The following is a 23083-nucleotide window of genomic DNA, read 5'->3' as shown; positions in this document are numbered from 1 at the left end:
TGCGACATCGATTCCAGGCGCGCGACGAGGAGGAACGGGAAATGGCCAGCAGAACGGCGACGACGGCACTGACCACATTGGCGATCGTGCTCGGGAGCGCACCGGTGGCGACCGCGGCGAGCGCACCGGCCCTCGAGGTCTACCCCACCCAGGTGCGGCCGGGCCGGATTTTCGGGACCGGCATCCAGGGCGGTTGCGACCGGTACTCGGCCGTCTCCTCCCCCGGCTTCACCGCACCGGTCACGCTGGTCGCGGTCGGCGGCGACCGGAACAACCTGTGGGGCAACGGCACCGCCGTCTCCACACCGGGCACCTACACGGCGACCGCCACCTGCGACGGCAGGAAGCTGTCCACCCGGTTCACCGTCCTGCCGCATCAGCCGCCGGCGTGGAGCCTGTACCCGGCCGAGGTGCAGCCGGGCGGCGAGATCTCGGCGGGTTCGGACACGATCAACGGCTGCCCCGGCGGCGCGCTGGGCCCGGCGACCTCACCGGGTTTCGCCGCCCCGCTGCGGTGGACCAGCGGCGGCAACTTCGGCCGGTTCAGCGGGAAGACCACGGTGATCAGCACGCCCGGCCGGTACCAGGCGACCCTGAAATGCGCGGGCACCCCGATCCCCGGCGTCCTCGAGTTCACCATCCTGGGCACCCCGTCGGCCACCACACCGCCGGCCGCGAAGACGCCGGGGAGCGGCTCGGGCCTGCCCGCCGGACGGACGCCGATCGTGAAACCGAAGGGCGCGCCGCAGACCGGCGGGGGCGGCACCTCGGAGTAACCGCCCGTTTCGGGCAGGCATGTGAGCGCGGCGTCGACGGGAGGGCACAGGGCGTTGCGGATCGGGCGGGACCGCTATACGGTTGGACGGAACTAGAACAGGTTCCAGTTTTTGGGGTGCGGTCCGGACCGAGGAGCGGAAATGGTGAAAAGGGCGCCGCGCGGCGACGAAGCCGACTACGTGGTCGTCGGATCGGGCAGCTCGGGGGCTGCGATCGCGGGCAGGCTGGCGAAGTCGGGTGCCAGCGTCATAGTGATCGAAGCGGGCAAGAGCGACGAGCAGCTGCTGGTCACGAAACCGGGGATGGTCGCCCCGATGCACGCGGTGCCCCAGCTCAAGAAGATCGTGGACTGGGGCTACTACTCGGTCCCGCAGAAACACGTTCTAGATCGCCGGATGCCCGTGCCACGCGGCAAGGTGATCGGCGGCTCCAGCTCCGTGAACGGCATGGTCTACGTCCGCGGCAACCGCGCGAACTTCGACTCCTGGGCCGCCGAGGGCAACACGGGCTGGGACGCCGACAGCGTGAACGCCGCGTACAAGCGGATGGAGGACTTCGAGGACGGCGAGAACGCCTTCCGGGGCGCGGGCGGGCCGATCCGGGTCACCCGCAACAAGATGCCGCAGGAAGGCACGCTCCAGTTCCTCGACGCCACCGCCGACGCCGTCGGCTGCGACATCCTCGACGACTACAACGCCGAGTCGCAGGAAGGCGTCAGCCGGATGCAGCAGAACGCGGCGGACGGCCTGCGCTACAGCGCCTCGCGCGGCTACCTCCGCGACCTCGCTCCCGCGACGCTCGACGTGCAGTCCCGCGTGCTGGCGAAGAAAGTCGTCATCGAGAACGGCCGCGCCGTCGGCGTCGAGGTGGTCGACGCGCACGGCAGGCAGCGCACGATCCGCGCGGGCAAGGAGGTCATCCTCTCCGCCGGGTTCGTCGGCTCGCCGCAGCTGCTCATGCTCTCCGGGATCGGCCACGCCGAGCACCTGAAGGAACACGGCATCGACGTGCTCGCCGACCTGCCCGTCGGCGACAACCTGCACGACCACATGTTCCACGCCCTGACGTTCCGGGTCTCCTCCTGCAAGAACAAGGGCACGGCACCGTATTTCGCGCGTGGCCTGGCCCGTGAGCTGCTCCGGCCCGGCAGCACGTTCCTGGCGAACTCGGTCTTCGAAGCTCTCGCGTTCCTCAAGACCTCCCAGGCCGAGACGGTCCCCAACCTGCAGCTGCACCTCCTGCCGTGGGCGTACGTGTCGCCCAACCAGGACGCGCCGATCCGGCACGCCGTCGACAAGCGGCCCGCGCTCACCGTGCTGACGACGCTGATCTACCCGAAGAGCCGGGGCACGCTCCGGCTCGCCTCGGCCGATCCCACGGCGTCGCCGCTCATCGACTTCCAGTACCTGGCCGATCCGGCCGATCTCGACGTCCTCGCGGAGGGCTCGGAGATGGTGCGGGAGATCTTCGCGTCGAAGGCCTTCAAGGGCGCGATCAAGGAGGAACTCCACCCGGGAACGCAGCTGCGCGGCCAGGCGCTGCGCGACGCGATCCTGAACCGCGCGACGTCGGTCTACCACGGCGTCGGCACCTGCCGGATGGGCGTCGACGAGCTCGCGGTCGTCGGCCCCGACCTCAAGGTGCGCGGTGTCGACGGGCTCCGGGTCTGCGACGCCTCGATCATGCCGTCGATCACCGGCGGCAACACCAACGCGCCCGCCATCATGATCGGCGAGATGGGCGCGCAGCTCGTCCTCGGGAAAGTGAGCGGATCATGACCCTCACCCCGCTCGGGCTCACCCGGCCGGCGTCGGCGACAGAGGCGTTCCTGCGGCAACTCGTCGCCAGGGTCCCGGGTTCGTCCGGGGCGCACTGGAAACTCACCGAGGTCTACACCGGCGAGACGCTCGTCGAGCTGCCGCAGTCGGCGCCCGCCGACATCGAGCAGGCGTTCGCGTCCGCGCGCGAGGCCCAGCGGAAGTGGGCCGCCACTCCGCTCAAGCAGCGGCTGGCGGTGTTCAAACGAGCACACGCGCTCTTCGTCGGCAACGCGCGAACCGTCGCCGACCTCATCCAGGTGGAAAGCGGCAAGAACCGCCGGATGGCGATCGAGGAGTCCTGCGATCCGCCGATGGTGATGAGCCACTACCTCCGGCGGGCCCCGAAGCTGCTGGCACCGGTCCGGCGCGGCGGACCGGTGCCACTGCTGACGACGTCGACGGAGATCCGCCGGCCCAAGGGCGTGGTCGGCATCATCGCGCCGTGGAACTTCCCGTTCGCCACCGGTATTTCCGACGCCGTCCCGGCACTGATGGCGGGCAATGCGGTCGTGCTGAAGCCGGACAACAAGACAGCGCTCTCACCGCTCTACGGCATCCAGCTGCTCGAAAAAGCCGGGCTGCCGAAGGGCCTGTTCCAGGTGGTGTGCGGGGAAGGCCCCGACGTCGGGCCCACGCTCATCGACAACGCCGACTACGTGATGTTCACCGGCTCCACCGCCACCGGCAAGGTGATCGGCGAGCGGGCCGGCCGGAACCTCATCGGCTGCTGTCTCGAACTCGGCGGCAAGAACCCGATGATCGTGCTCCCCGACGCCGACATCGGCCAGGCCGCGCAGGGCGCGGTCTTCGGCGCGTTCGGCAACACCGGCCAGATCTGCATGCACATCGAGCGGATCTACCTGCCGGATTCCCGCTACGAGGAGTTCAAGAAGGCGTTCGTCGCCAAAGCCGAAGCACTCGACGTCCGTGCCGCCTACGACTTCGGCCCCGAAATGGGTTCGCTCGTCTCCGTCGACCACCTGCGCCGCGTCCAGTCGCATGTGGACGACGCGGTGGCCAAGGGCGCGACCGTCCTCTGTGGCGGCAAGCCCCGTCCCGACCTCGGCCCGGCGTTCTTCGAGCCGACGATCCTCGAGGGCGTCACGAAGGACATGCTCTGCGGCGTAACCGAAACCTTCGGACCCGTTGTCGCGCTGCACAAGTACCGCACGGTCGACGAAGCCGTCGCCCTCGCCAACGACACCGACTACGGCCTCAACGCCTCGGTGTGGGGCGGTGACATCGGCGCCGCGCGGACCGTGGCCGCACGGCTCGAGACCGGCAACGTCAACATCAACGACAGCCTCGCCACCGCGTACGCCGCGAAGGGGACGCCGTCGGGCGGCGTCAAGAGTTCCGGCGTCGGCGCCCGCCACGGCGATCAGGGCCTGCTCAAGTACACCGACGTGCAGAACATGGCGGTGCTCAAGAAACAGGTCATGAGCCCCCGGCCAGGCCAGAACTACGAAAAGTACGTCGAGGGCATGCTCTCCGGGCTGAGGCTCATGCGGAAACTACGCATCCGCTAGCCGTCCCGGCGAGGCGGGCGCGCACGAGGCAGGATGTCTCCATGAGCGAGCCCTCCTTCACCCTCGTGCAGCTGCGTTACTTCGAGGCGGCGGCCCGGCATCTGAGCATGACCGCCGCTTCGAAGGAGCTCATGGTGTCGCAGTCGGCCGTGTCGACCGCGATCGCGCAGCTGGAGAAGGAAATGGGCGTGCAGTTCCTGCTGCGTCACCACGCCCGCGGGCTCAGCCTGACCACGGCGGGCGAGGCGTTCTACAAGCGGGTGCTGGACTTTCTCGCGCATGGCGCCGAACTGGTCGAGACCGCCCGGCAGTCCGGCACCGAGCTGGTCGGGACGCTGACGGTCGGCTGCTTCGCCACGCTCGCGCCGTTCCGGCTGCCCGGTCTGCTGGCCGAGTTCGAAGCCCGGCACCCGCGGGTCCATGTCTCGCTGCGCGAAGGCGAACACAACGCGCTCACCTCGGCCCTGCGCTCGGGCGAGACCGAACTCGCCCTGCTCTACGGCTACGACCTGGGCGACGACATCGACCGCGAGGTCGTGGGCACGGCTCCCCCGTACGCCCTCGTCGCCGAGGACCACCGGCTCGCGCGCCGGAAGAGCCGCAAGGTGTCGCTCCAGGATCTGGCCGACGAGCCCATGGTGCTGCTCGATCTGCCGCACAGCCGCGAGTATCTGCAGTCGCTCCTCAGCGACGCGGGGGTGGAGCCGCGGGTCCGCCATCGCACCACCGGCTACGAAACCGTGCGTGCGCTCGTCGCCTACGGCCACGGCTTCGCGCTCCTCAACCAGCGCCCGCCCACCGAGACGACCTACTCGGGGGCGCGAGCCGTGCCGCTCACGCTGACCGACGACGTCCCGGCGCTGGACATCGTCGTCGCCTCGATGCGCGGAGTCCGCCTCACCCGGCGGGCGCAGGAATTCCGGGAGCTGTGCCGCACCCGCTATGCGAACTGAAATCAGGCCTGGCTGAGATACCCACGCTGCGTCGCGATGTGGTCGGCGACGAACTTGGCGTCGTGCCACACGCCCCAGATGAAGCTCGAGCCCCGGCGCGCCAGCCAGGGCAGGCCCAGGAAGTACACGCCAGGTTCCGACGACACGCCGCGACGGTGTCGCGGCTTTCCCTTCTCGTCGAACGCGTCGACGCGCAGCCAGCTGTAGTCCGTGGCGAACCCGGTCGCCCAGACGATCGAGCGGACCCCGGCGGCGGCGAGATCGAGTTCGAGGATCGGGTCGGTCACGCACGCGGGGTCCGGCCCGAGTTCACGCGCGGTCGGTTCTTCCGGGAGGTCCAGTCCGTTGCGCACGACGTAGGCGTCGGCCTCGTCGAGCAGCGCGACATAGTTCGCGTCTCCCCTGGCGATGTTCGCCCCGAGGTCGGGCGCGAACCGGAGGACGCCGTTGTCGAACGAACTGGTCAGGCCGACCAGGTCGATGCCGAGCCCGGCGAGCGCCCGGAAGTCCACGGTGTGCCCGCCGCGGGCACCGCTGACGGCGATGGTGACGTGTTCCGCGCCCGACGGCGGGGTTTCGGCGTCCCATTTGCCGAGCACGCCGAGCCACCAGCAGAAGTCGCGGTCGCGATACCGGCGCGGCGGACGGTCGTGCGGGCCGACGGAGAGGTACACCTGCCGTCCGGACCGCCGGAGTTCCTCGGCGATCTGCACTCCCGACGAACCGGCGCCGACCACCAGCACCGCTCCCTCGGGCAGCTGCTCCGGATTCCGGTAGCCGCTGGAGTGGAGCTGAAGGAGGTCGGCGTCGCCCGGCACGATCGGCGGAATCACGGGACGCTGGAACGGTCCGGTCGCCGCGACGACGAAGCGGGTGTCGATGGTGCCGTCCGAAGTCTCCACGCGGAAACCGGGCCGCCCTTCGTGCCGCCGGACGGACGTCACCTCGACCCCGGTCCGGACCGGCGCGGCGATTTTCTCCGCGTACGACTCGAAGTAGTCCGCGACCTGATCCTTCGAAGCGAACGCGTCGGGATCCAGCCCGGGGAACTCCATGCCGGGGAAGCGATCGTGCCAGGCAGGCCCGTTCGCGACCAGCGAATCCCACCGTTCCGCGCGCCAGCGCCCGGCGATCCGGTCGCGTTCCACGACCAGATGCGGCACGCCGCCGTCACTCAGGTGTTCGCTCATCGCCAGACCGGCCTGGCCCCCGCCCACGACGAGGACCTCCACCTCTTGGCTCGACATCCCAGACCTCCAACTCCGGATCAGCGGGCGAACCCGTCCCGGTGCGTCTCCACGCTCTCGTGCGTCTCACCGGATCCTGACCGTCCCCCCCTTCCCGTGTCCAACAGATGTTTCCGGCACACAAGATCTGTTCAACCGATGCAAGGTTGCATTGGAAATTCCGATGCACTGGTACTGAAAGATCTACTGGACAGAAGGCGACGCCGAGTTCAGGCTGATGCGACGTCCGACCACCGCCCCAGGGAAGGCCACGTAGTGACTGTCCACCGTCGCATCCGCCCGTTCAACACGCGCGACACCTACCCCGAGCAGAACCTCGACAACGACCTCTGCCAGGCCGTGGTCGCCAACGGCACGGTCTACGTCCGCGGCCAGATCGGGCAGGATCTCGACACCAGCGAGTCCGTCGGGATCGGCGACGCCGCCGCGCAGGCCGAGCAGGCGATGGCCAACATCGCCCTTCTCCTGGACGAAGCGGGCAGCCGGATGGAGCACCTGGTCAAGCTCACCATCTACCTGATCGACCCGCGCTACCGCGAGGCGGTCTACCGCGTCGTCGGGCGCTGGACCAAGGGCGTGCACCCGATCTCGACCGGCGTGGTGGTGTCGGCGCTCGCGCGGCCGGAGTGGCTGTGCGAGATCGACGCCATCGCCGTGATCCCGGAGGAGGAGCAGCAGTGACCTTCTCGATCGTGGCCCGCGACGTCTCCGGGGACACCGTGCGGTTCGGTGTCGCGGCCAGTTCCTCCAGCCCCGCCGTCGTCGCCCGCGTCGCGCACCTGCGCCCCGGCGTCGGCGCGGCGGCCTCGCAGAACATCACGGACCCGCGGCTCGGCGCCCGGCTGCTGGACCGGCTCGCCGAGCACGGCGATCCCGGACGCGCCCTCGCCGACGTCACCACCGCGGCCGACATCGAGTACCGGCAGCTCACCGTGCTCGGCCGCACCGGCCCCGGCTTCGCCTACAGCGGGTCCCGGACGCTCGGTACGCACGGCTCCGCTACCGCCGACGGCGTCGTGTCGGCGGGCAACATGCTCTCGGGCGAGCACATCCCGCAGTCCATTGTGGACGCGTTCACCGCCGCCACCGGCGAGCTGGAGGAGCGGCTCGTAGCCGCGCTGCGGGCCGGTCTCGCCGCGGGCGGCGAAGAGGGCCCCGTCCATTCCGCCGGTGTCGTCGTGGTGTCCGATGTGGACTGGCGGATCACGGATCTCCGGGTGGACTGGGCGGACGACCCCGTCGACCGGCTCGCCGAGTTGCTCGACGTGTGGCTCCCCCAGCGCGACGACTACGTCACGCGGGGCTTGGATCCCGCCACCGCGCCCTCCTACGGCGTGCCGGGAGACGACCGATGACACCGCTCAAGAACGCCGCCCGTGCCGAGGTCGACCGGCACGCCGACGCGCTGATCCGCCTGTCGGAGCAACTGCACGCCGATCCCGAGACGGCGTGGGAGGAACACCGTGCCGCGGCGGCGGTGCCGGAGCTGCTCGACCGCGCCGGGTTCGCCGTCACGTCGAAGTATCTCGGCCTCGACACGGCATTCCACGCGAGCTTCGGCAGCGGTCCCACGCGGATCGCGCTGTGCGCCGAGTACGACGCGCTGCCCGGCCTCGGTCATGCCTGCGGGCACAACCTGATCGCGGCCGGTTCCGTCGGCGCCGCACTGGGATTGGCCGCGGTCGCCGACGACGCCGGGGTGACCGTCGAGGTCTACGGCACGCCGGCCGAGGAGGGCGGCGGCGGGAAGATCGAGCTGCTCGACCGCGGCGCGTTCGCGGACGTGGACCTCGCGATGATGGTGCACCCGGCGCCGGTCGACGTCGCCGAGGCCCGGCCGTTCGCCGTCAGCCATTCGAAGATCTCCTACACCGGCAAATCCGCGCACGCCGCGGCCTACCCCGAGGCCGGTATCAACGCCGCGGACGCGTTCACCGTCGCGCAGGTCGCGATCGGCCTGCTCCGCCAGCAACTCCCGGCGTCGGCACGGGTGCACGGCGTCGTGACGCACGCCGGGGACGCGCCGAACGCCATCCCCGAGCACGCCAGCGGCCGGTGGTACGTCCGCGCCGAGACCTTATCCGAACTGTCCGAAGTGGAACCTCGTGTGCTGCGCGCCTTCGAAGCAGGCGCGGTGGCCACCGGCTGCGAGCTGTCCGTGGAACCGGAAAGCAAGCCGTACGCGGAATTCCGCGCGGACGAGGCGGCACTGGCGGCCTACCGCGCCAACGCGCTCGAACTCGGCCGCACGTTCGCGCCGGACGGCACGGCGTCCCGGATGAACCGCGCCTCCACCGACATGGGCAACGTCTCGCAGGTCGTGCCCGCCATCCACCCCTACATCGGTATCGGGTCCCTGCCCGCGATCAACCACCAGCGCGAGTTCGCCGCCCACTGCGTCGGCGGCACCGCGCAGCGGGCGCTGCTCGACGGCGCGATCGCACTGGCCTGGACCGGAGTGGACCGGGCCGTCGCGCCCTGATCGTGGAGGCGCACCGCACCGGCGGACCACTCGCCTGACCCTCCACCCAGCGTCTTCACCAGATCCAGTCCAAGGAGGCCACCGATGACCGCCCGGGAAGCCGTTCCCGCCAGGGAACTCACCGAAACGATCGCCGACCCCGCGACGCTGCGCCGGAGCGTCGCCGCGGGCGCGGTCGGCGTCTTCGTGCACTGGTTCGACTGGGCCGCCTACGCCTACCTCGCGAGCACCATCGCGTCGGTCTTCTTTCCCGCGGGCAACGCCACCGCCGGTCTCCTCGCCGTGTTCGGGGTCTTCGCGGTGTCGTTCGGGATCCGTCCCCTCGGCGCGCTCGTGTTCGGGCCGCTCGGCGACCGGATCGGCCGTAAGCGCACGCTGTCGATCGTCATCTTCGCGATGACCGGTGCCACGCTCGTCATCGGCCTGCTGCCCGGCTACTCGACGATCGGGATCGCGGCACCGGTGCTGCTGGTCTTCCTGCGGCTGTTGCAGGGCTTCGCCGCGGGTGGCGAGTTCGGCAGCGCCGCGAGCTTCCTCGCCGAGTACGCGCCACGCCGCCGTCGCGGCTTCGGTGTCAGCTGGCTCGAAGTCGGTTCCCTGCTCGGGTTCCTCGCCGGGTCGTTCGTGTTCCTCCTGCTGTCGGTCGGTCTCTCGGACGCGCAGCTCGCCTCCTGGGGCTGGCGCGTCCCGTTCCTCATCGCCGCCCCGCTCGGCATCATCGGCTTCGTCATCCGCAACAAGATCGAGGACACCCCCGAGTACCGCGCCCTCGAAGCGACCGACAACGTGCCCCGCAGCCCGGTGCGGGAACTGTTCCGCAACAACAAGAAGCAGCTGCTGCAGGCCGCCGGCCTGATGACGATGATGCACGTCCCGTTCTACGCCGTGCTCACCTACCTGGTGACCTACGAGACCGACCACCTCGGCCACTCATCCGGCAACGCCGCACTGCTGTCCACGGTCATCTCGCTCGTCGGGCTGGTCCTCGTCCCGGCGTTCGGCCGCCTGTCCGACCGCGTCGGCCGCCGGCCGGTCCTGATCGGCGCGGGCATCGCGCTGTTCGTCCTCGCGACCCCGGCCTATCTGCTGATGCGGACCGGCCTCACCGGAACATGGATCGGCGGGCTCGCACTCGGCGTCGTGCTCTCCGCGATCCTCGGCACGTACGCGGTGTGGTCCGCCGAAATCTTCCCGACCCGCACCCGCCAGGGCGGCCTGTCCATCGCCTACAACCTCACCGCCGCCCTCTTCGCCGGAACCGTGCCGTACCTGATGACCGTGCTGATCTCCGCCACCGGCAGCACCCTCGTCCCCGGCCCGTACCTCATGGCCGCCGCGGTGATCGGGCTGATCGCCGCCTTCTCCCTGCGCGAAACCGCCGGGAATCCGTTGCTGCGGGCCGAAGATCTCGCCGAAGCCTGAACTACGGGCAGCCACCGCACCGTCTTCGGGTTAACCCACTTAACGAAACGCTTACCCGAACGCCGTCCGATTCATCCGGTTTTCCGACCCCATATCGGATACCAGACCCGATAGGGGTGACCCTGGCCACAGAATTTATTAGGGAAGGCTCTCCTTAGTTTATGGTTCCGCGATCGTCCGAGGAGCCGGCCGGGAGGAGAGTTAACCTTTGGACCGCATGAGGAGTGAGCTCAGTACGCGATTCGCCCCGCGCGTGCAGTCGGTTTTCCGTGTGGTGGTGGGCTTTCTGTTCGCCTGCCACGGAGCAGCGTCCCTGTTCGGGGTGCTCGGTGGCGCGATGGGCACGCACGGCGGCACGGTGCCCGCGGGTGCGTGGCCGGGGTGGTGGGCGGCCGTCATCCAGCTCGCCGACGGGACGCTGGTGGCGCTCGGGCTGTGCACCCGGGCCTCGGCCCTGCTCTGCGCCGGGTCGATGGCCTACGCCTATTTCACGGTGCACCAGGCGAAGGCGCTCCTGCCCATTCAGAACAGCGGTGAACCGTCGGCCCTCTACGCCTGGGCGTTCCTGGTCATCGCGGCGCTCGGGCCGGGTCCGTGGGCCGTCGGGAACGCGTTGCGCCGCCTGCGAAACCGGCCGGCGGCGCGGACGGTGGACACGGCAGGCGCCCAAGCCTGAACCGCGGCCCGGCCTGCCTCGGCCATGGCAGGCCGGGCCCCGCGGACCACGGACGATGACGACCAACGCTCCCGGGTGACGGGACGCCGGAGCGACCGGCCTGGAGGGACTCCAGGTTTACGATCGAAATCATGCGATTCGCCTTCAAAACCTCGCCCCAGAACACCGCCTGGGCGGACATGCTCGCGGTCTGGCAGGCCGCCGACGAGATCGAGCTGTTCGAGTCGGGGTGGACCTTCGACCACTTCTATCCCATTTTCTCCGATCCGACCGGTCCGTGCCTGGAAGGGTGGGTCACCCTCACCGCGCTGGCCCAGGCCACGAAGCGGCTGCGGCTGGGCACACTGGTCAGCGGGATCCACTATCGCCACCCCGCGCTGCTCGCGAACATGGCCGCCACGCTCGACGTCGTCTCCGGCGGCCGCCTCGAAATCGGCATCGGTGCCGGGTGGAACGAGGAGGAGTCCGGTGCGTACGGCATGGAACTGGGCAGCATCAAGGACCGCAGCGACCGGTTCGAGGAGGCCTGCGAGGTCCTGCTCGGCCTGCTGACCCAGGAGACCACCACGTTCCAGGGCAAGCACTACCAGCTCACCGACGCCCGCTGCGAGCCCAAGGGCGTGCAGCGGCCGCACCCGCCCTTCTGCATCGGCGGCAGCGGCGAGAAGCGCACCCTGCGCACCACCGCGAAGTACGCCCAGCACTGGAACTTCGTCGGCGGCACGCCCGAGGAGTTCGCGCACAAGCGCGATGTGCTGTACCGCCACTGCGCGGACATCGGCCGCGACCCCGGCGAGATCACCCTCTCCTCGCACGTCCGCCTCGAACCGGACCTCGACTACGCCAAGGTCGCCGCCGAGGCGGAGGCACTCGGCGCGGCGGGAGTCGACCTGGCGATCATCTACCTGCCGCCGCCGCACACCCCGGCGGTGCTGGAGCCGCTGGCGAAAGCCCTCGAACCGCTGCGCTGATGTCCGGGCTGCCCGCGCACGCCCCGCCGTCGCGGGCAGCCCATACCCCGGCGGGCCGGATTTCAAACATCCAAAACGGACTGTTTACGAAACTCATGACACGGCAACAGAATGTTCGCACGAAGTTAACCGGTGAGCCGGGTTCCCCGCGCCGAAACCCTCTTGCGGCTACTATGTGACGCGCGTTTCCGGCGCCGAAACCCGCACCACAGAACGAAAAACCGAAGCCCGTTCGGATAAGTGGGAAGGTGTCCCTCAGCAGAGCCGGGGCACCGTGATAGCGTCCGCCCGATGCGCACGGCCGATGGGACACCGACGGTCGCCTCGGAAGAGGTGACCACTCCGGGAAAATCCTGCCCGGAAACCGAAAACCAGTCCAAGACCCGTGCCGTGCCATGGCGCTGGATCGCCATCGTGCTCGGACTGTTCTCCGCCGCCTGCGCGATCGCCAGCCCGCTGCTGCCCGTGGTGCAGGACACCGCCGAGATCACCTGGCCGGTCGCCGGCGACACCCGCCCGGTGAACGCCCCGCTCACCGGCTACTGGGCGCAGGACATGCGGGTCGACCTGCCGTGCGCGACGGTCCGTTCGCTCGACGCGCGCATGCCGGGCGGCGGGTACCTGTTCTCCACCGTGCCCGGTGCGCGCACCGGCGACGGCGCCGGGGTGTTCCTGCGGGTCGAGCACGGGGTGCTCACCGCGTTCAACCGCGGCCAGCAGGTCGCCAACCAACCGCTGCCCGCGAGCGGCTGCGACGTCCGGTTCTCCGCCACGGCCACGCACACCACGCTGACCGTCGCCGGGACTCCCGTCTACGACTCGGGCGGTGACGTCCGCCCGCGGGTCGTCGGGATCTACACCGATCTCACCGCGGCCACCGACCCGATCGCCGGGCTGCACGTGTCGATCACCCCGGACACCCGCTACCAGTCCTCGCCGACCGGGCTGAAGACCGGGATCGGCGTGCTCGGTGTGCTGGCGCTGATCGGCTCGCTGTTCGCGGTGAACCGGCTCGACCGCGGTGGTGCCCGGCGGGCGCCCCGCTGGGCGCCGGTCGGCTGGTGGAAGCTGACCAAACGCGACTTCACGGTCTTCGGGGTGCTCGGCGCCTGGGTGTTCATCGGGCCGGTGACCTCCGACGACGGTTACATCCTGACCATGGCCAGGGTGGCCGGGCAGGTCGGCTATCTGACCAACTACCACAGATGGTTCGGGGTCGCCGAGGCGCCGTTCGGCTGGAACGACCACATCTACGAGCTGATGGCGACGGTCTCGACGGTTCCGCCGTGGATCCGGTTGCCGTCGTTCGTCATCGCCGTCATCTGCTGGCTGCTGATCAGCCGCGAGGTCATGCCGCGGCTGGGCAACCAGGTCCGCCAGAGCCCGGCGGCAAGCTGGGCCGCGGCGATGGTGTTCCTCGTCTGGTGGCTGCCGTTCAACAACGGTGTGCGTCCCGAACCGTGGGCGGCGCTGGGCTCGCTGCTCGCACTGTGCGCGGTCGAACGGACCCTCGTCACGCGGCGCCTGCTGCCGCTGTGTCTCGGGTTGCTGGCCGCCGCCTTCGCCCTCGCCGCGACACCGACCGCGCTGATCGCCGTCGCGCCGTTCCTGGTCGCCGCGCGCCCGCTGTTCCAGATGTTGCGTGCCAGGGCACGGGAAGCGGGCTGGACACCGGTCCTCGCGCCGATCGCGGCGGCCGGTTTCATCGTGCTCGTCGTCGTGTTCGCCGATCAGACGTTCGCCACGGTGCTGGAGGCGACCCGGCTGCGCGGCAACGTCGGGCCCAGCGAACCTTGGTACAACGAGCTTTCGCGCTATCAGCTGCTGTTCGCCGACAACGCCGACGGGTCGATGATCCGGCGGTTCCCGGTGCTGCTGCTCATGCTGTGCACCGGCACCTGCCTGGTCGTGCTGCTGCGCCGCGGCCGGATCCAGGGCGCCGCGCTCGGCCCTGCCCGGCGGCTGATCGGCACGACCGCGTTGTTCTTCCTGCTGCTGGCGCTGACCCCGACCAAGTGGACACACCACTTCGGCGCGTTCGCCGCGGTCGGTTCGGCGATGGCCGCGCTCACCGCGCTCGCCACGAGTTCGGTGGTGCTGCGGTCGAAACGCAACCGCGCCGCGTTCACGGCGGGGCTGCTGGTGGTGGCCGCGCTCGCGGCGACCGGGCCGAACGCGTACTGGTTCGTGTCGGGGATCGGCGTGCCGTGGTTCGACAAGGCACCGTCCCTCCACGGCTACCACCTGTCGACCCTGCTGCTGCTCGCCGCGGCCGTCGCGGCGGTGATCGCGTTCGTGGAGAACGTGAGAATGCAGCGGCCGGGGCTGCTGCCGCCCCCGACGCAGGAACGGCGGTTGCGCGCGCTGAAGCTCGGTTCGCTCTCGCTCGTCGTGGTCTGCGGCGTGGTCGTGGCGTTCGAATTCGCCAGCATGGGCAAGGCGATCCAGAAGCAGTGGAACAGCTACAGCCTCGGCGCGGCCAACGTGCAGCACCTGTTCACCAGCAGCGGCAACCTCTCCGATCACGTGATGGTCGAAAAGGACCCGGTTTCGAGCCTGCTCAAGCCCGTCTCGGCGCGGACGGCGCCGGTCGAGCAGCGGCAGGCCAACCCGGCACTGCCGCCCGCCGACCAGGACAACGGCACCACCTCGGCCGGGTTCCACACCACCACGAAGTCCGGCGACGACCCGCTGGACAGCCCGCCGCACGGGTTCACCACGAGCTCCGTGCCGATGTGGAGCAGCTACGGCTCGGACGAGCGGACCGGCCGCCTGCGCACCGACTGGTACCAGCTGCCGGACAACCGGGCGAACTCGCAGCTGGCGATCGCGGTGGCGGCCAAGTCCGGCAAGGCGGAGGGCGTCTGGCTCGAGTTCGGGACGCGCACGCCCCAGGGCGTCAAGGTCGTCAAGTCCCATCAGGTGCTCGCCCCTGGCGTGGGCACGGAGTCCGGCGCGGACAAGTCGATCACCGGCAAGTGGGCCGACGAACGGGTCGAGATGGGTGACCTGCCGAAGGACGCCACGCTGGTCCGCGTGGTCGCGAAGGACGACGACGTGACCTCGGACGGCTGGGTGGCGGTGACGGCACCCCGCGTCCCGACCTTCACCACGCTGACGCAGCGCGTCGGCAACGCGCCGGTGTACATGGACTGGCCCGCCGCGTTCGTGTATCCGCGGATGACCCCCGTGGTGTCGCACGACGGGATCTCCGAGGTGCCGGCGTACCGGATCACCGCGGGCTCACTCGCGTCGGAGGCAGGCTGGGCGAGCAACGTCCACGGCGGTTCGCTCGGCTGGCTCGAGGAGGTCGCCGACCAGCCCGAGGTGCCGAGCTACCTGCGGGGCGCCCCGGAACAGTCGTGGGGTCAGCTGATGCACGTCGAGCCCTACACGAAGGGCGCGGCACCCCATGTCCAGCACGGCGAGAAGACCGTGTGGGGCTGGTGGTCGCCGGGGCCGGGACCGTTGCAGCCCAACGGATCCACACCCACCCGCTGACGACGTCTCCGCTCCGCCACGTCTGTCCTTTATGGACATTTAGCTGCGGGTGGTCACGGCCTGGCCGGGTGCGTCGAAGGCGATGCGGGCGAGGAGCCAGAAACTAAAGCCGGACAACGGCGTGCGCCCACTACACCACGCTCAATCATCCACACCTCAACACCAAGGGCCCCTTAGGTTGCCGTTTAACCCCGGGCTGGTGAGGTCTCCCCCTGTTGATCATGGGTGCGGCCCTTGGTCGATGATTCTTCTTGCTGTGGAAGGAAGTTCGGTTCAAGGGCTGCGGTGATCAGTGTGCGTGATGGCGGGCGCGACGGTGCGCTCGGGGAACTCCTGGCGTTTCGCCAGGAGTTCTATGGATGCCTGGCGTTGCGGGCGGATGCGTTGTTCGAACTGGTGGACGCGGTGCTGTGCACCGATGGCCCGGTCCGGTCGCTAGTCGGGCTGTCGCTGGCGCCGGAGTTCTGCCATACCTACGGGCGAGGCAAGGACGAGCACCGGATGATCCCGGGGTGGCCATATTCGATCGTGGCCGCACTGGAGACCGGCCGCACCTCCTGGACCGCGCCGCTGGATGCCATCCGTCTGGCACCCGGTGCGGATGTCGCCGTGGTGACCACCGCCCAGATCCGCGAGGTCGTCGAACGCCTTGTCGCCGCGGGCCAGTGGCGCGCGGGCGATCCGGAGATCTTGGTGGTGCTCGACGCCGGTTACGACGCTCCGCGCATCGCGCACCTGCTGGGGGATCTGCCGGTGCAGATCCTCGGTCGGATGCGCTCGGACCGGGTGTTGCGCCGTTCCACCCCGGCCCGTGTCTATGCCCCGAAAGGCGCGACCGCGCGGGCGTGGGACCGGCCGCATCCGCGGCTGACTCGCCGCGCGGCGTGGCTCGATCACGAGGGCCCGCTGCCGATCATCGAGGGCACCGTCATCCGGCTCCAGGTCGATCATCTGCCCAGCGGTGGAGTGAACAAACCGGTCTGGCTGTGGTGGTCGGGCGTTGATGCCACCATCGCGGACGTTGATCGCTGCTGGCAGGCGTTCCTGCGACGTTTCGACATCGAGCACACGTTTCGCCTGTTAAAGCAGACCCTGGGCTGGACGGCCCCGAAGCTCCGTGATCCGGACGCGGCCGACCGCTGGACCTGGATCGTCCTCGCCGCCCACACGCAGCTTCGCCTGGCCCGCCATCTGACCACTGACCTGCGCCGCCCCTGGGAGCGACCCGACCCCACCGGCCAGGCTCACCTCGGCGCGCGTCCGGCGCGTGTTCCGGAACATCCGCGCGAAGATCGCCTCACCAGCAGCCGCACCGAAACCGTCCCGGCCGGGGCCGGGACGACCTCCCGGATCAAGGAACTCCATTGTCGCGCAACGCTTCGACGTCGGACGCGTCCTCGCGACCGGCGAGGCCTACAGCCGCCCGGCGCACCACAAGAAGGGGACCAAACCACGGCGAACAAGTTAACGACACCCCAGAGCGGACTCCTGGCAGACTGCGATGATGCGAATCAAACACCAGGTCGTCGCCTTCGATGCAGCCGAACTCACCGCGGAGAGCCGTTTCTGGGCAGGAGTGCTCGGCGGGGAGGTGGACGAAGACGATGACTGGCACATGGTGATGGTGGACGGCGCACCGCGGATCGGCGTGCAGCTCGCACCCGACCATGTCCCACCGGAATGGCCGGACGGCCCGACCAAGCAGCAAATACACCTCGACCTCTGGGTCGAGGACTTCACCGAAGCACACGAGCAGGTCATCGCTCTCGGCGCCTCGGTGCTGAAAGTGGCCGCCGGCAACACATCCGGAGACGACTTCCAGGTATACGCCGACCCAGCCGGTCACCCCTTCTGCCTGTGCTGGTTGGTCGCCGAGCAACGCAAGTAAAAGAGCATCCGCACACGCGGCGAAGCATCCAGTATCGGCCCGTGGTTAAACGGCAAGCTTAGGTTCTGAGGTGGATGGTGTTACGGCGTGGTGTGCGGGTGGCGTCCAGCCAGGCGGGCGGTACGAACTCCGGTAGCCCGTCGCTGGCGATGCGGACTTCCCATTCGGAGTGGTGGATGAGCTTGTGGTGGACGGAGCATAAGAGCACGAGATTGTCCACTTTGGTCTCACCGTGGTGTGCCCAATACACTACATGATGCGCCGTACAACGGTAAGCGGGTGCATCGCACCCCGGGAAGGCGCAACCACCGTCGCGGCGGATCAACGCTCGGCGGATGGCGGGGGTGGCGAGGCGTTGGGCGCGGCCGACGTCGAGGGGTTCGCTGTGCGACCCCAGGACCATGGGGATGATCTTGGCGTCGCAGGCGAGGCGTCGTGCTTCGGCTGCGGTAATCTCGCCGAGCAGGTCAAGAGTCGCCTGCCCGATCCCGGACCGTAGTTCTTTGAGTCCGACGGTGACGACGATGTGGGTGGCTTCTCCGGCTTGGGTGGGTAGGTCGGGGTGTTCGGCCCACATGCGTACGAGTTCGGAGAATGCGCAGCCGCGCCGTTCCCACTGGGTTCGGGTGTCGCGGCCCTCCTCCTCGGTGGCGGGGCGGGGTTTGGCGAGTGGATCCAGCATCGCTTGCAGGCGCGCGGAGGTTTCGTCGTCGACCCGGGCTTTGATCTGGTGTCCGCCGTCGCGGTGCGGGGCGATCGAGAACTCGGGCTGGAACGGTTTTGGGTCCCGGGTTTTGGGCTCTTTCCCGTCGGGGTCGAGTTGGGAGATTAGGCGTCGTCCGGCGGCGCGGATCTCCCGCGGACCGGCCGAACGGGCCAGCTCGGCCAGGATTTTCTCCGCCTGTTCCAGCTGATCCACTGGCACCGTCTTGGGGAGTTTGTCGAGCACCCGCAGGATCTCGTCAATCTGGGCGGTGCCGATCGCGCCCTCGGCAGCGGCCTGCGCTGTCGCCGGAGCCTGCGGCGGCTGCTCCCCGCTCGTGAGATTACGAGTGCCATTCAACGCCAGCGCCCGCGCCGCACGAGCTTTCGCCTCGGCGTGCGGGATATTTAACGTCTCCTGCAACAGTCGCACGAGACTCCCATATCCGGTGGTATCGCGGATCCCGCGTCGTTCCAGCTCGGCCATGACCTCGCCCTGGACCGCGGCCTCCCGCCGCTGCACGGACTCGGACTCCAGAAGCCGCGACAGCAGGCAGCCGACATCCTCGCGCCACCACTCGGTGCGCGAAATCTGGGTACTGCCGCTGGTACTCACAGCATCGACTTTACCCCGATTCTCGAACATATGTTCTACACGATCGAGTGTAGCTGCAGGTGTCAGATCAGGGTGTCGTCTTGGTGACGAACAGCGACACTTGGCCGCATCGTGACTGTTCTCGCAGCCGAGGGCGGCTGGGATTCGGCCGGGAATGTGTTCCTGGCTCCGGGTCCCTGCCTCTATCGGTTGAACAGCCGTGACGGGTGATCGACGGGTCAGCGTTGCGCACGCCAGCGAATCCGGTTGCTCCGCATAATGCGCCTGATGATCACCTCGCTCGATGACGCGTGCCGGCTACTGAGAGCGGTACCGCAGCTTGGCTTTGTGTCGCGCCCGTACATGCTGCTGCCGCTGCTGCGCACCGGGTGCATCTCGGTGGTGCTGAGCAGCGAGCGGGCTGATGCCGGCTGGGCGCGGCGCTTCGATGCCGAGTTGCTCTCCGCGGAACAGTTGGCCCCGGTCCGCAGCGGCGCGCGGGTCGTCGATGTCGTCGACGCGGTCGATCGCTTGGTCTCGGACCTTCCCGGGTTGGTCGGCCCTGGCACGCCACTGGCCCGGCTGGTCAGCCGCCGGGCACTGACCACTGCGGAGGGCACTGCGCTCGATTCCCGCGGCTGTCGGCTGGTGGGCGCGCTCTCTACGATGTTCGAGGTCGAGCCGATGGCCGGGGCCGAGTGGTGCTGACCGGTCCGCTCTGGCTGAGAGCGGCCGAACTCGCGGATTCGGACACACTGGCCCGGTGGCGGGCGGACGCGGCGGCGTGGATCGCGCATGAGCACCACTCCACCCAGTGGTCCAAGCCGTTCAACGCGCAACAGGCCCGCTCGTGGATCGAGCACGGCGCCACCGTGATGGCGATGCTCGAACCGGGCGGTGAGCCGGTGGCCGGCCGCACCGTCCTGCCCGTCGGCGACCCCTTCCTGTGGACACCCGAGGAACGGGCGGCTCCGGCGCGGTACCTGGCGAAGCTCGTCGTCGACCGCCGGTACACAGGCCGGGGAATCGGCCGCCTGCTGACCGACTGGGCCCGGCGGCGCGCCCACCGGGCGGGCGCCGAGATCGTCCGGATCAACGTCTGGACCGACAATCCCGGCCTCCACACCTACCATCGCCGCTACGGCTGGCGCCGGGTCAGAACCGAGCCCGGCCACACCTCCGGCACGCTCTTCGCCATGCCCGTCCTCCACGACCCGTTTCCCTCCTGCGTGCAGGAACTCGGCACGATCGTCCTCCCCGGCGACTGACCGGTCCCCTCCGAGCAATCGCCGACGCCGACGAATGAGCACTCCGACGCTGAGCACCACACACCCCTGTGCAGACAAATACGGCACGTTCAAATATTGCCCGCCTGTCCGGCTGCGACGACAACAGCTGACCGAAGCGCAGTCCTCAGCCGCGTCTGCCCCGCGGGCCAGGGCGGGTCCTCCGGCTTGACGTGGAGCGCGCTCCAGGTCCTAGCGTCGGAGCCGTTCGTCAGCTCTCCAGGTACCGCCCGGTCCGCCGGGCAGGAGGAGTATCCGCGCATGATCACCCGAACCACGCTCGGCTCGCCCGGTCTCACCGTCAGCGCGATGGGACTGGGGTGCATGGGGATGAGCGAGAGCTACGGCGCCGCCGACTGGGACGGCGGCCTCGCCACCATCGACCGGGCCCTGGAGCTGGGCATCACGTTCCTCGACACCGCCGACGCCTACGGCACCGGGCACAACGAGGTACTGGTGGGCCGGGCCATCCAAGGCCGCCGGGACCAGGTGCAGCTGGCCACCAAGTTCGGCATCGACCGCAGCGCCGGCGAGGCGGCACGCCGCATCCGCGGTGCCCGGGACTACGTGCTGCGCGCCTGCGACGCCTCGCTGCTGCGGCTGGGCGTCGAGGTGATCGACCTGTACTACGCCCACCGCCCACCCCAGGACGTGGAGATCGAGGAGACCGTCGGGGCGATGGCCGAGCTGGTCGAGGCGGGCAAGGTCCGCCATCTGGGCTTGTCCGAGGTCGACGGCGAGTTGCTGCGCCGGGCGCACGCGGTGCACCCGATCACCGCGGTGCAGAGCGAGTACTCGCTGTGGACCCGCGACGTCGAGGCGGTCACCCCGGTGCTGGCCGAGCTGGGGGTCGGGCTGGTGCCGTACTCGCCGCTGGGGCGCGGGTTCCTGACCGGCACCCTGGACCGCTCCACGCTGGGCGAGAAGGACTTCCGGCGCACCAACCCCCGCTTCGCAGGCGAGGCGGGCGAGGCCAACGAGAAGATCGCGCGGACCGTGCGCGAGGTGGCCGACCGGCTGGGTGCCACCCCGGCCCAGGTGGCGCTGGCCTGGGTGTACGCCCAGGCCGAGCGGCTCGGGGTGGCGGTGGCGGCCATTCCGGGCACCCGCAGCCCGGCCCGGCTGGAGCAGAACGCGGCCGCGCTGGAACTCACCCTGGACGCCGAGGCGCTGGCCGCGCTGGACCCGCTGAGCGACCAGGTGACCGGCGAGCGCTACACCCCCGTGCACACCGCCGAGGTCGCTCGAGGTTAGCCGGCGGGCTCCCCACGCACGACGTGCAGCCGCGCCGCACCAGGTGACAGTCAACGTCTGTTTTCGGTGACAGGCACGAGCTGTGATCGATATCGGGCGTGCGGGTCGCAGGCCGTGTCCGGCGGCAACTATCGGCTGTGGTCACACGTGTAACAGCTCGTCTCCGTCAGGATTGTCCGCGGGTTTGCGTGCCGAAGGCATCGACGAGATTCTCACCCCGGCCGGTTTCGCGCCGGTCGAGTGGACCACCGAGCGGCTCGACCTGGGCGGCAGTGCCGAGCAGGTGTGGGCGTCCGTCTCGGCGATCTACAACTTCCTGCCGCTGGACCCCGCAGTCGCGCAATCGCTCGAAAAGGAGTTCCTGGCCCAGGCAGCCGGTCTGGCCGGAGCCGACGGCCGGATCCCCTCCACGCAGAACATCCACATAGTCACCACCACACTGACCGACTAGCCAAGGGTTTTCCGGTGCTCGTGTCGTGCAGTGCGGCGAGAATGCGGCAGGCGCGCCGGGCATGCTCCGTCCGGCACACACCGGCTCTCACAGTTCACTCACCTCGCTTCCAGGTAACGCACACAAAGACCCTCTACGGTCGCCGGGGTGTCAGCAGAATCGGAAGTCGTCACCCTCGACGAGAATCGGAAGCGAACATTCCGCCGCACCGGGCTGGTGGCCGCGGCGGTCGTGCTCGCGATCGCGGCCAGGGTCGCCCTGTTCGACCACGAATCCTTCGACTACAAGGTGTTCTTCAAGAACTGGTACGAGTTCATTTCCACGCACGGCGGATTCGGCGCACTCAAGTACCGCTTTTCGGACTACAACGTCCCCTATTTGTACCTGATCACGATACTGACTTATCTGCCGGTACCCGCGCTCGCCGGGATAAAAACCATCTCGGTGCTGTTCGACCTGGTGCTGGCGTACTTCACCTACCGCATCCTCGCACTGCGCCGCCCCGGCCGATGGTCGCCGTCGCTGGCCGCGCTGATCGTCCTGTTCCTCCCCACCGTGGCGAGCAACAGCGGGATGTGGGGGCAGGCCGACTCGATCTACGCCGCGTTCGGCCTCGGCGGTGTGTATTTCGCCCTGCGTAAGCGGCCGTGGCTCAGCGCCGTCTTCTTCGGTCTGTCGCTGGCCTTCAAGTTGCAGGCTGTCTTCCTGTTCCCGCTGCTTTTGGTGCTATTGCTGAAAAAATGGTTGCCGTGGCGGGTACTCCCTGTCGTCCCCGGGGTCGTCCTGCTGCTCGACATCCCGGCGCTGCTGGCCGGAGCACCGCTAGGACAACTGTTGTCGGTGTATGCGCAGCAGACGAGTTCGTACCCCGAGTTGTCCCTGCGCGCGCCGTCGATCTACCAGTTCTTCCCGGCGGGCGCCGACGCGGCGGTGATCCGGCCCATCGGCGTCGCCGTCACCGGGCTGGTGGTTCTCGGGCTGTGTCTCGGCGTTCTGCTCAGCCGGGTCCGGCTGACGACGACGAAGATCGTGCTGATGGGAACGACTTCGGCTCTGCTGGTGCCGTTTCTCCTGCCGTCGATGCACGAGCGCTATTTCTATCTCGCCGAGGTGCTCACCGTGATCGCCGCGTTCCACCTGCCGCGCCGCCTGTGGTACGTGCCGGTTCTCGTGCAGGTGGCATCGTTGTTCGCCTATCTCGAGGTGCTGTTCCCGCCGATGGGGCCGATGGGCCCCGGCGGCGGGCCGGGCGTGTTCATCGGCGGGCCTCCCCCGGACGGCACCGTTCTCCCCACTCCCGGCGGACATCCCCCGCCCGGTGTCATGACGGACCGGATGTCGAACCTCTACGCGCCCACCCTGGAATTCCGGATCCTCGCGGCGCTCATGGCGATCGCGGTCGTTTCCGTGCTGTGGACGACGATCCGCGAGTTCCGGCGCGACCCCACCGCCGGCACGCGGTCGTCCGCCTCTTCGCCTGGTCACCAAGGAAGTGAAGTGCCCTCGTCCCCGTGATCGAGGCCGCGAAC

General features: G+C 69.2%; 20 protein-coding genes. 18 read left to right on the top strand and 2 right to left on the bottom strand.

Annotated elements, in window-relative coordinates:
* Window positions 1-41: 41 nt before the first annotated feature.
* From ACFWX1_RS23625 to ACFWX1_RS23610, 4 genes are all read left to right on the top strand, one after another.
* The gene (locus ACFWX1_RS23625; RefSeq protein ID WP_378390665.1) at window positions 42-776 is read left to right on the top strand and encodes a hypothetical protein; all 735 of its coding nucleotides are present in this window, start codon (window positions 42-44) and stop codon (window positions 774-776) included.
* A 141-nt stretch (window positions 777-917) separates the two neighbouring features.
* Window positions 918-2555, top strand: a complete 1638-nt coding sequence (locus ACFWX1_RS23620) for a GMC family oxidoreductase (protein ID WP_378390663.1) — start codon at window positions 918-920, stop codon at window positions 2553-2555.
* The gene (locus ACFWX1_RS23615; protein WP_378390661.1) at window positions 2552-4126 is read left to right on the top strand and encodes a succinic semialdehyde dehydrogenase; all 1575 of its coding nucleotides are present in this window, start codon (window positions 2552-2554) and stop codon (window positions 4124-4126) included. Before ACFWX1_RS23620 ends, ACFWX1_RS23615 begins: the two co-directional genes overlap by 4 nt.
* 41 nt (window positions 4127-4167) lie before the next feature.
* Complete coding sequence (locus tag ACFWX1_RS23610; RefSeq protein ID WP_378390659.1) at window positions 4168-5079, top strand: LysR substrate-binding domain-containing protein; 912 nt, start codon at window positions 4168-4170, stop codon at window positions 5077-5079.
* A gap of 2 nt (window positions 5080-5081) precedes the next feature.
* On the opposite strand, the gene ACFWX1_RS23605 is transcribed toward ACFWX1_RS23610, so the two are convergent.
* Complete coding sequence (locus tag ACFWX1_RS23605; RefSeq protein WP_378390657.1) at window positions 5082-6326, bottom strand: flavin-containing monooxygenase; 1245 nt, start codon at window positions 6324-6326, stop codon at window positions 5082-5084.
* Between the two features lie 255 nt (window positions 6327-6581).
* On the opposite strand from ACFWX1_RS23605, the gene ACFWX1_RS23600 reads away from it, so the two are divergent.
* From ACFWX1_RS23600 to ACFWX1_RS23560, 9 genes are all read left to right on the top strand, one after another.
* Window positions 6582-7007, top strand: a complete 426-nt coding sequence (locus ACFWX1_RS23600) for a RidA family protein (protein ID WP_378390655.1) — start codon at window positions 6582-6584, stop codon at window positions 7005-7007.
* Window positions 7004-7681: a DUF1028 domain-containing protein gene (locus ACFWX1_RS23595; RefSeq protein ID WP_378390653.1), complete on the top strand. Its 678-nt coding sequence runs from the start codon at window positions 7004-7006 to the stop codon at window positions 7679-7681. Before ACFWX1_RS23600 ends, ACFWX1_RS23595 begins: the two co-directional genes overlap by 4 nt.
* Window positions 7678-8808, top strand: coding sequence for a M20 family metallopeptidase (locus ACFWX1_RS23590; RefSeq protein ID WP_378390651.1), 1131 nt, complete (start codon window positions 7678-7680; stop codon window positions 8806-8808). The genes ACFWX1_RS23595 and ACFWX1_RS23590 overlap by 4 nt, the downstream gene beginning before the upstream one ends.
* 84 nt (window positions 8809-8892) lie before the next feature.
* Window positions 8893-10230: an MFS transporter gene (locus tag ACFWX1_RS23585; RefSeq protein WP_378390649.1), complete on the top strand. Its 1338-nt coding sequence runs from the start codon at window positions 8893-8895 to the stop codon at window positions 10228-10230.
* A gap of 217 nt (window positions 10231-10447) precedes the next feature.
* Entirely contained in the window at window positions 10448-10906 is a 459-nt protein-coding gene (locus ACFWX1_RS23580) for a DoxX family protein (RefSeq protein ID WP_378390647.1), read from the top strand.
* 131 nt (window positions 10907-11037) lie between these two features.
* The gene (locus tag ACFWX1_RS23575; RefSeq protein ID WP_378390645.1) at window positions 11038-11877 is read left to right on the top strand and encodes an LLM class F420-dependent oxidoreductase; all 840 of its coding nucleotides are present in this window, start codon (window positions 11038-11040) and stop codon (window positions 11875-11877) included.
* A gap of 291 nt (window positions 11878-12168) precedes the next feature.
* A complete protein-coding gene (locus tag ACFWX1_RS23570; RefSeq protein ID WP_378390643.1) occupies window positions 12169-15378 on the top strand; it encodes an arabinosyltransferase domain-containing protein in 3210 nt (1069 codons plus the stop codon).
* Between the two features lie 285 nt (window positions 15379-15663).
* Window positions 15664-16986 carry a transposase gene (locus tag ACFWX1_RS23565; protein ID WP_378390641.1) on the top strand — a complete coding sequence of 441 codons (1323 nt, stop codon included), beginning with the start codon at window positions 15664-15666 and terminating at the stop codon, window positions 16984-16986.
* Window positions 16880-17266, top strand: coding sequence for a VOC family protein (locus tag ACFWX1_RS23560; RefSeq protein WP_378390639.1), 387 nt, complete (start codon window positions 16880-16882; stop codon window positions 17264-17266). Before ACFWX1_RS23565 ends, ACFWX1_RS23560 begins: the two co-directional genes overlap by 107 nt.
* 58 nt (window positions 17267-17324) lie before the next feature.
* On the opposite strand, the gene ACFWX1_RS23555 is transcribed toward ACFWX1_RS23560, so the two are convergent.
* The gene (locus ACFWX1_RS23555; protein ID WP_378390637.1) at window positions 17325-18614 is read right to left on the bottom strand and encodes a DUF222 domain-containing protein; all 1290 of its coding nucleotides are present in this window, start codon (window positions 18612-18614) and stop codon (window positions 17325-17327) included.
* 237 nt (window positions 18615-18851) lie between these two features.
* Between ACFWX1_RS23555 and ACFWX1_RS23550 the strand changes: the two genes are divergently transcribed.
* From ACFWX1_RS23550 to ACFWX1_RS23530, 5 genes are all read left to right on the top strand, one after another.
* Window positions 18852-19271, top strand: a complete 420-nt coding sequence (locus ACFWX1_RS23550; protein ID WP_378390635.1) for a hypothetical protein — start codon at window positions 18852-18854, stop codon at window positions 19269-19271.
* Complete coding sequence (locus tag ACFWX1_RS23545) at window positions 19265-19831, top strand: GNAT family N-acetyltransferase (RefSeq protein ID WP_378390633.1); 567 nt, start codon at window positions 19265-19267, stop codon at window positions 19829-19831. Before ACFWX1_RS23550 ends, ACFWX1_RS23545 begins: the two co-directional genes overlap by 7 nt.
* Window positions 19832-20110: 279 nt before the next feature.
* Window positions 20111-21103 (top strand): aldo/keto reductase, encoded by a 993-nt coding sequence (locus ACFWX1_RS23540; RefSeq protein ID WP_378390631.1) that lies wholly within the window; start codon window positions 20111-20113, stop codon window positions 21101-21103.
* 184 nt (window positions 21104-21287) lie between these two features.
* Complete coding sequence (locus ACFWX1_RS23535) at window positions 21288-21554, top strand: hypothetical protein (RefSeq protein ID WP_378390629.1); 267 nt, start codon at window positions 21288-21290, stop codon at window positions 21552-21554.
* 147 nt (window positions 21555-21701) lie between these two features.
* Complete coding sequence (locus tag ACFWX1_RS23530; RefSeq protein WP_378390627.1) at window positions 21702-23069, top strand: hypothetical protein; 1368 nt, start codon at window positions 21702-21704, stop codon at window positions 23067-23069.
* Window positions 23070-23083: the final 14 nt, after the last annotated feature.

The sequence above is a fragment of the Amycolatopsis sp. NPDC059021 genome (assembly GCF_042739895.1).
GTDB lineage: Bacteria > Actinomycetota > Actinomycetes > Mycobacteriales > Pseudonocardiaceae > Amycolatopsis.
The sequence above is the reverse complement of the archived record's forward strand: the minus strand, read 5'-3'. Positions and strand labels throughout refer to the sequence as shown.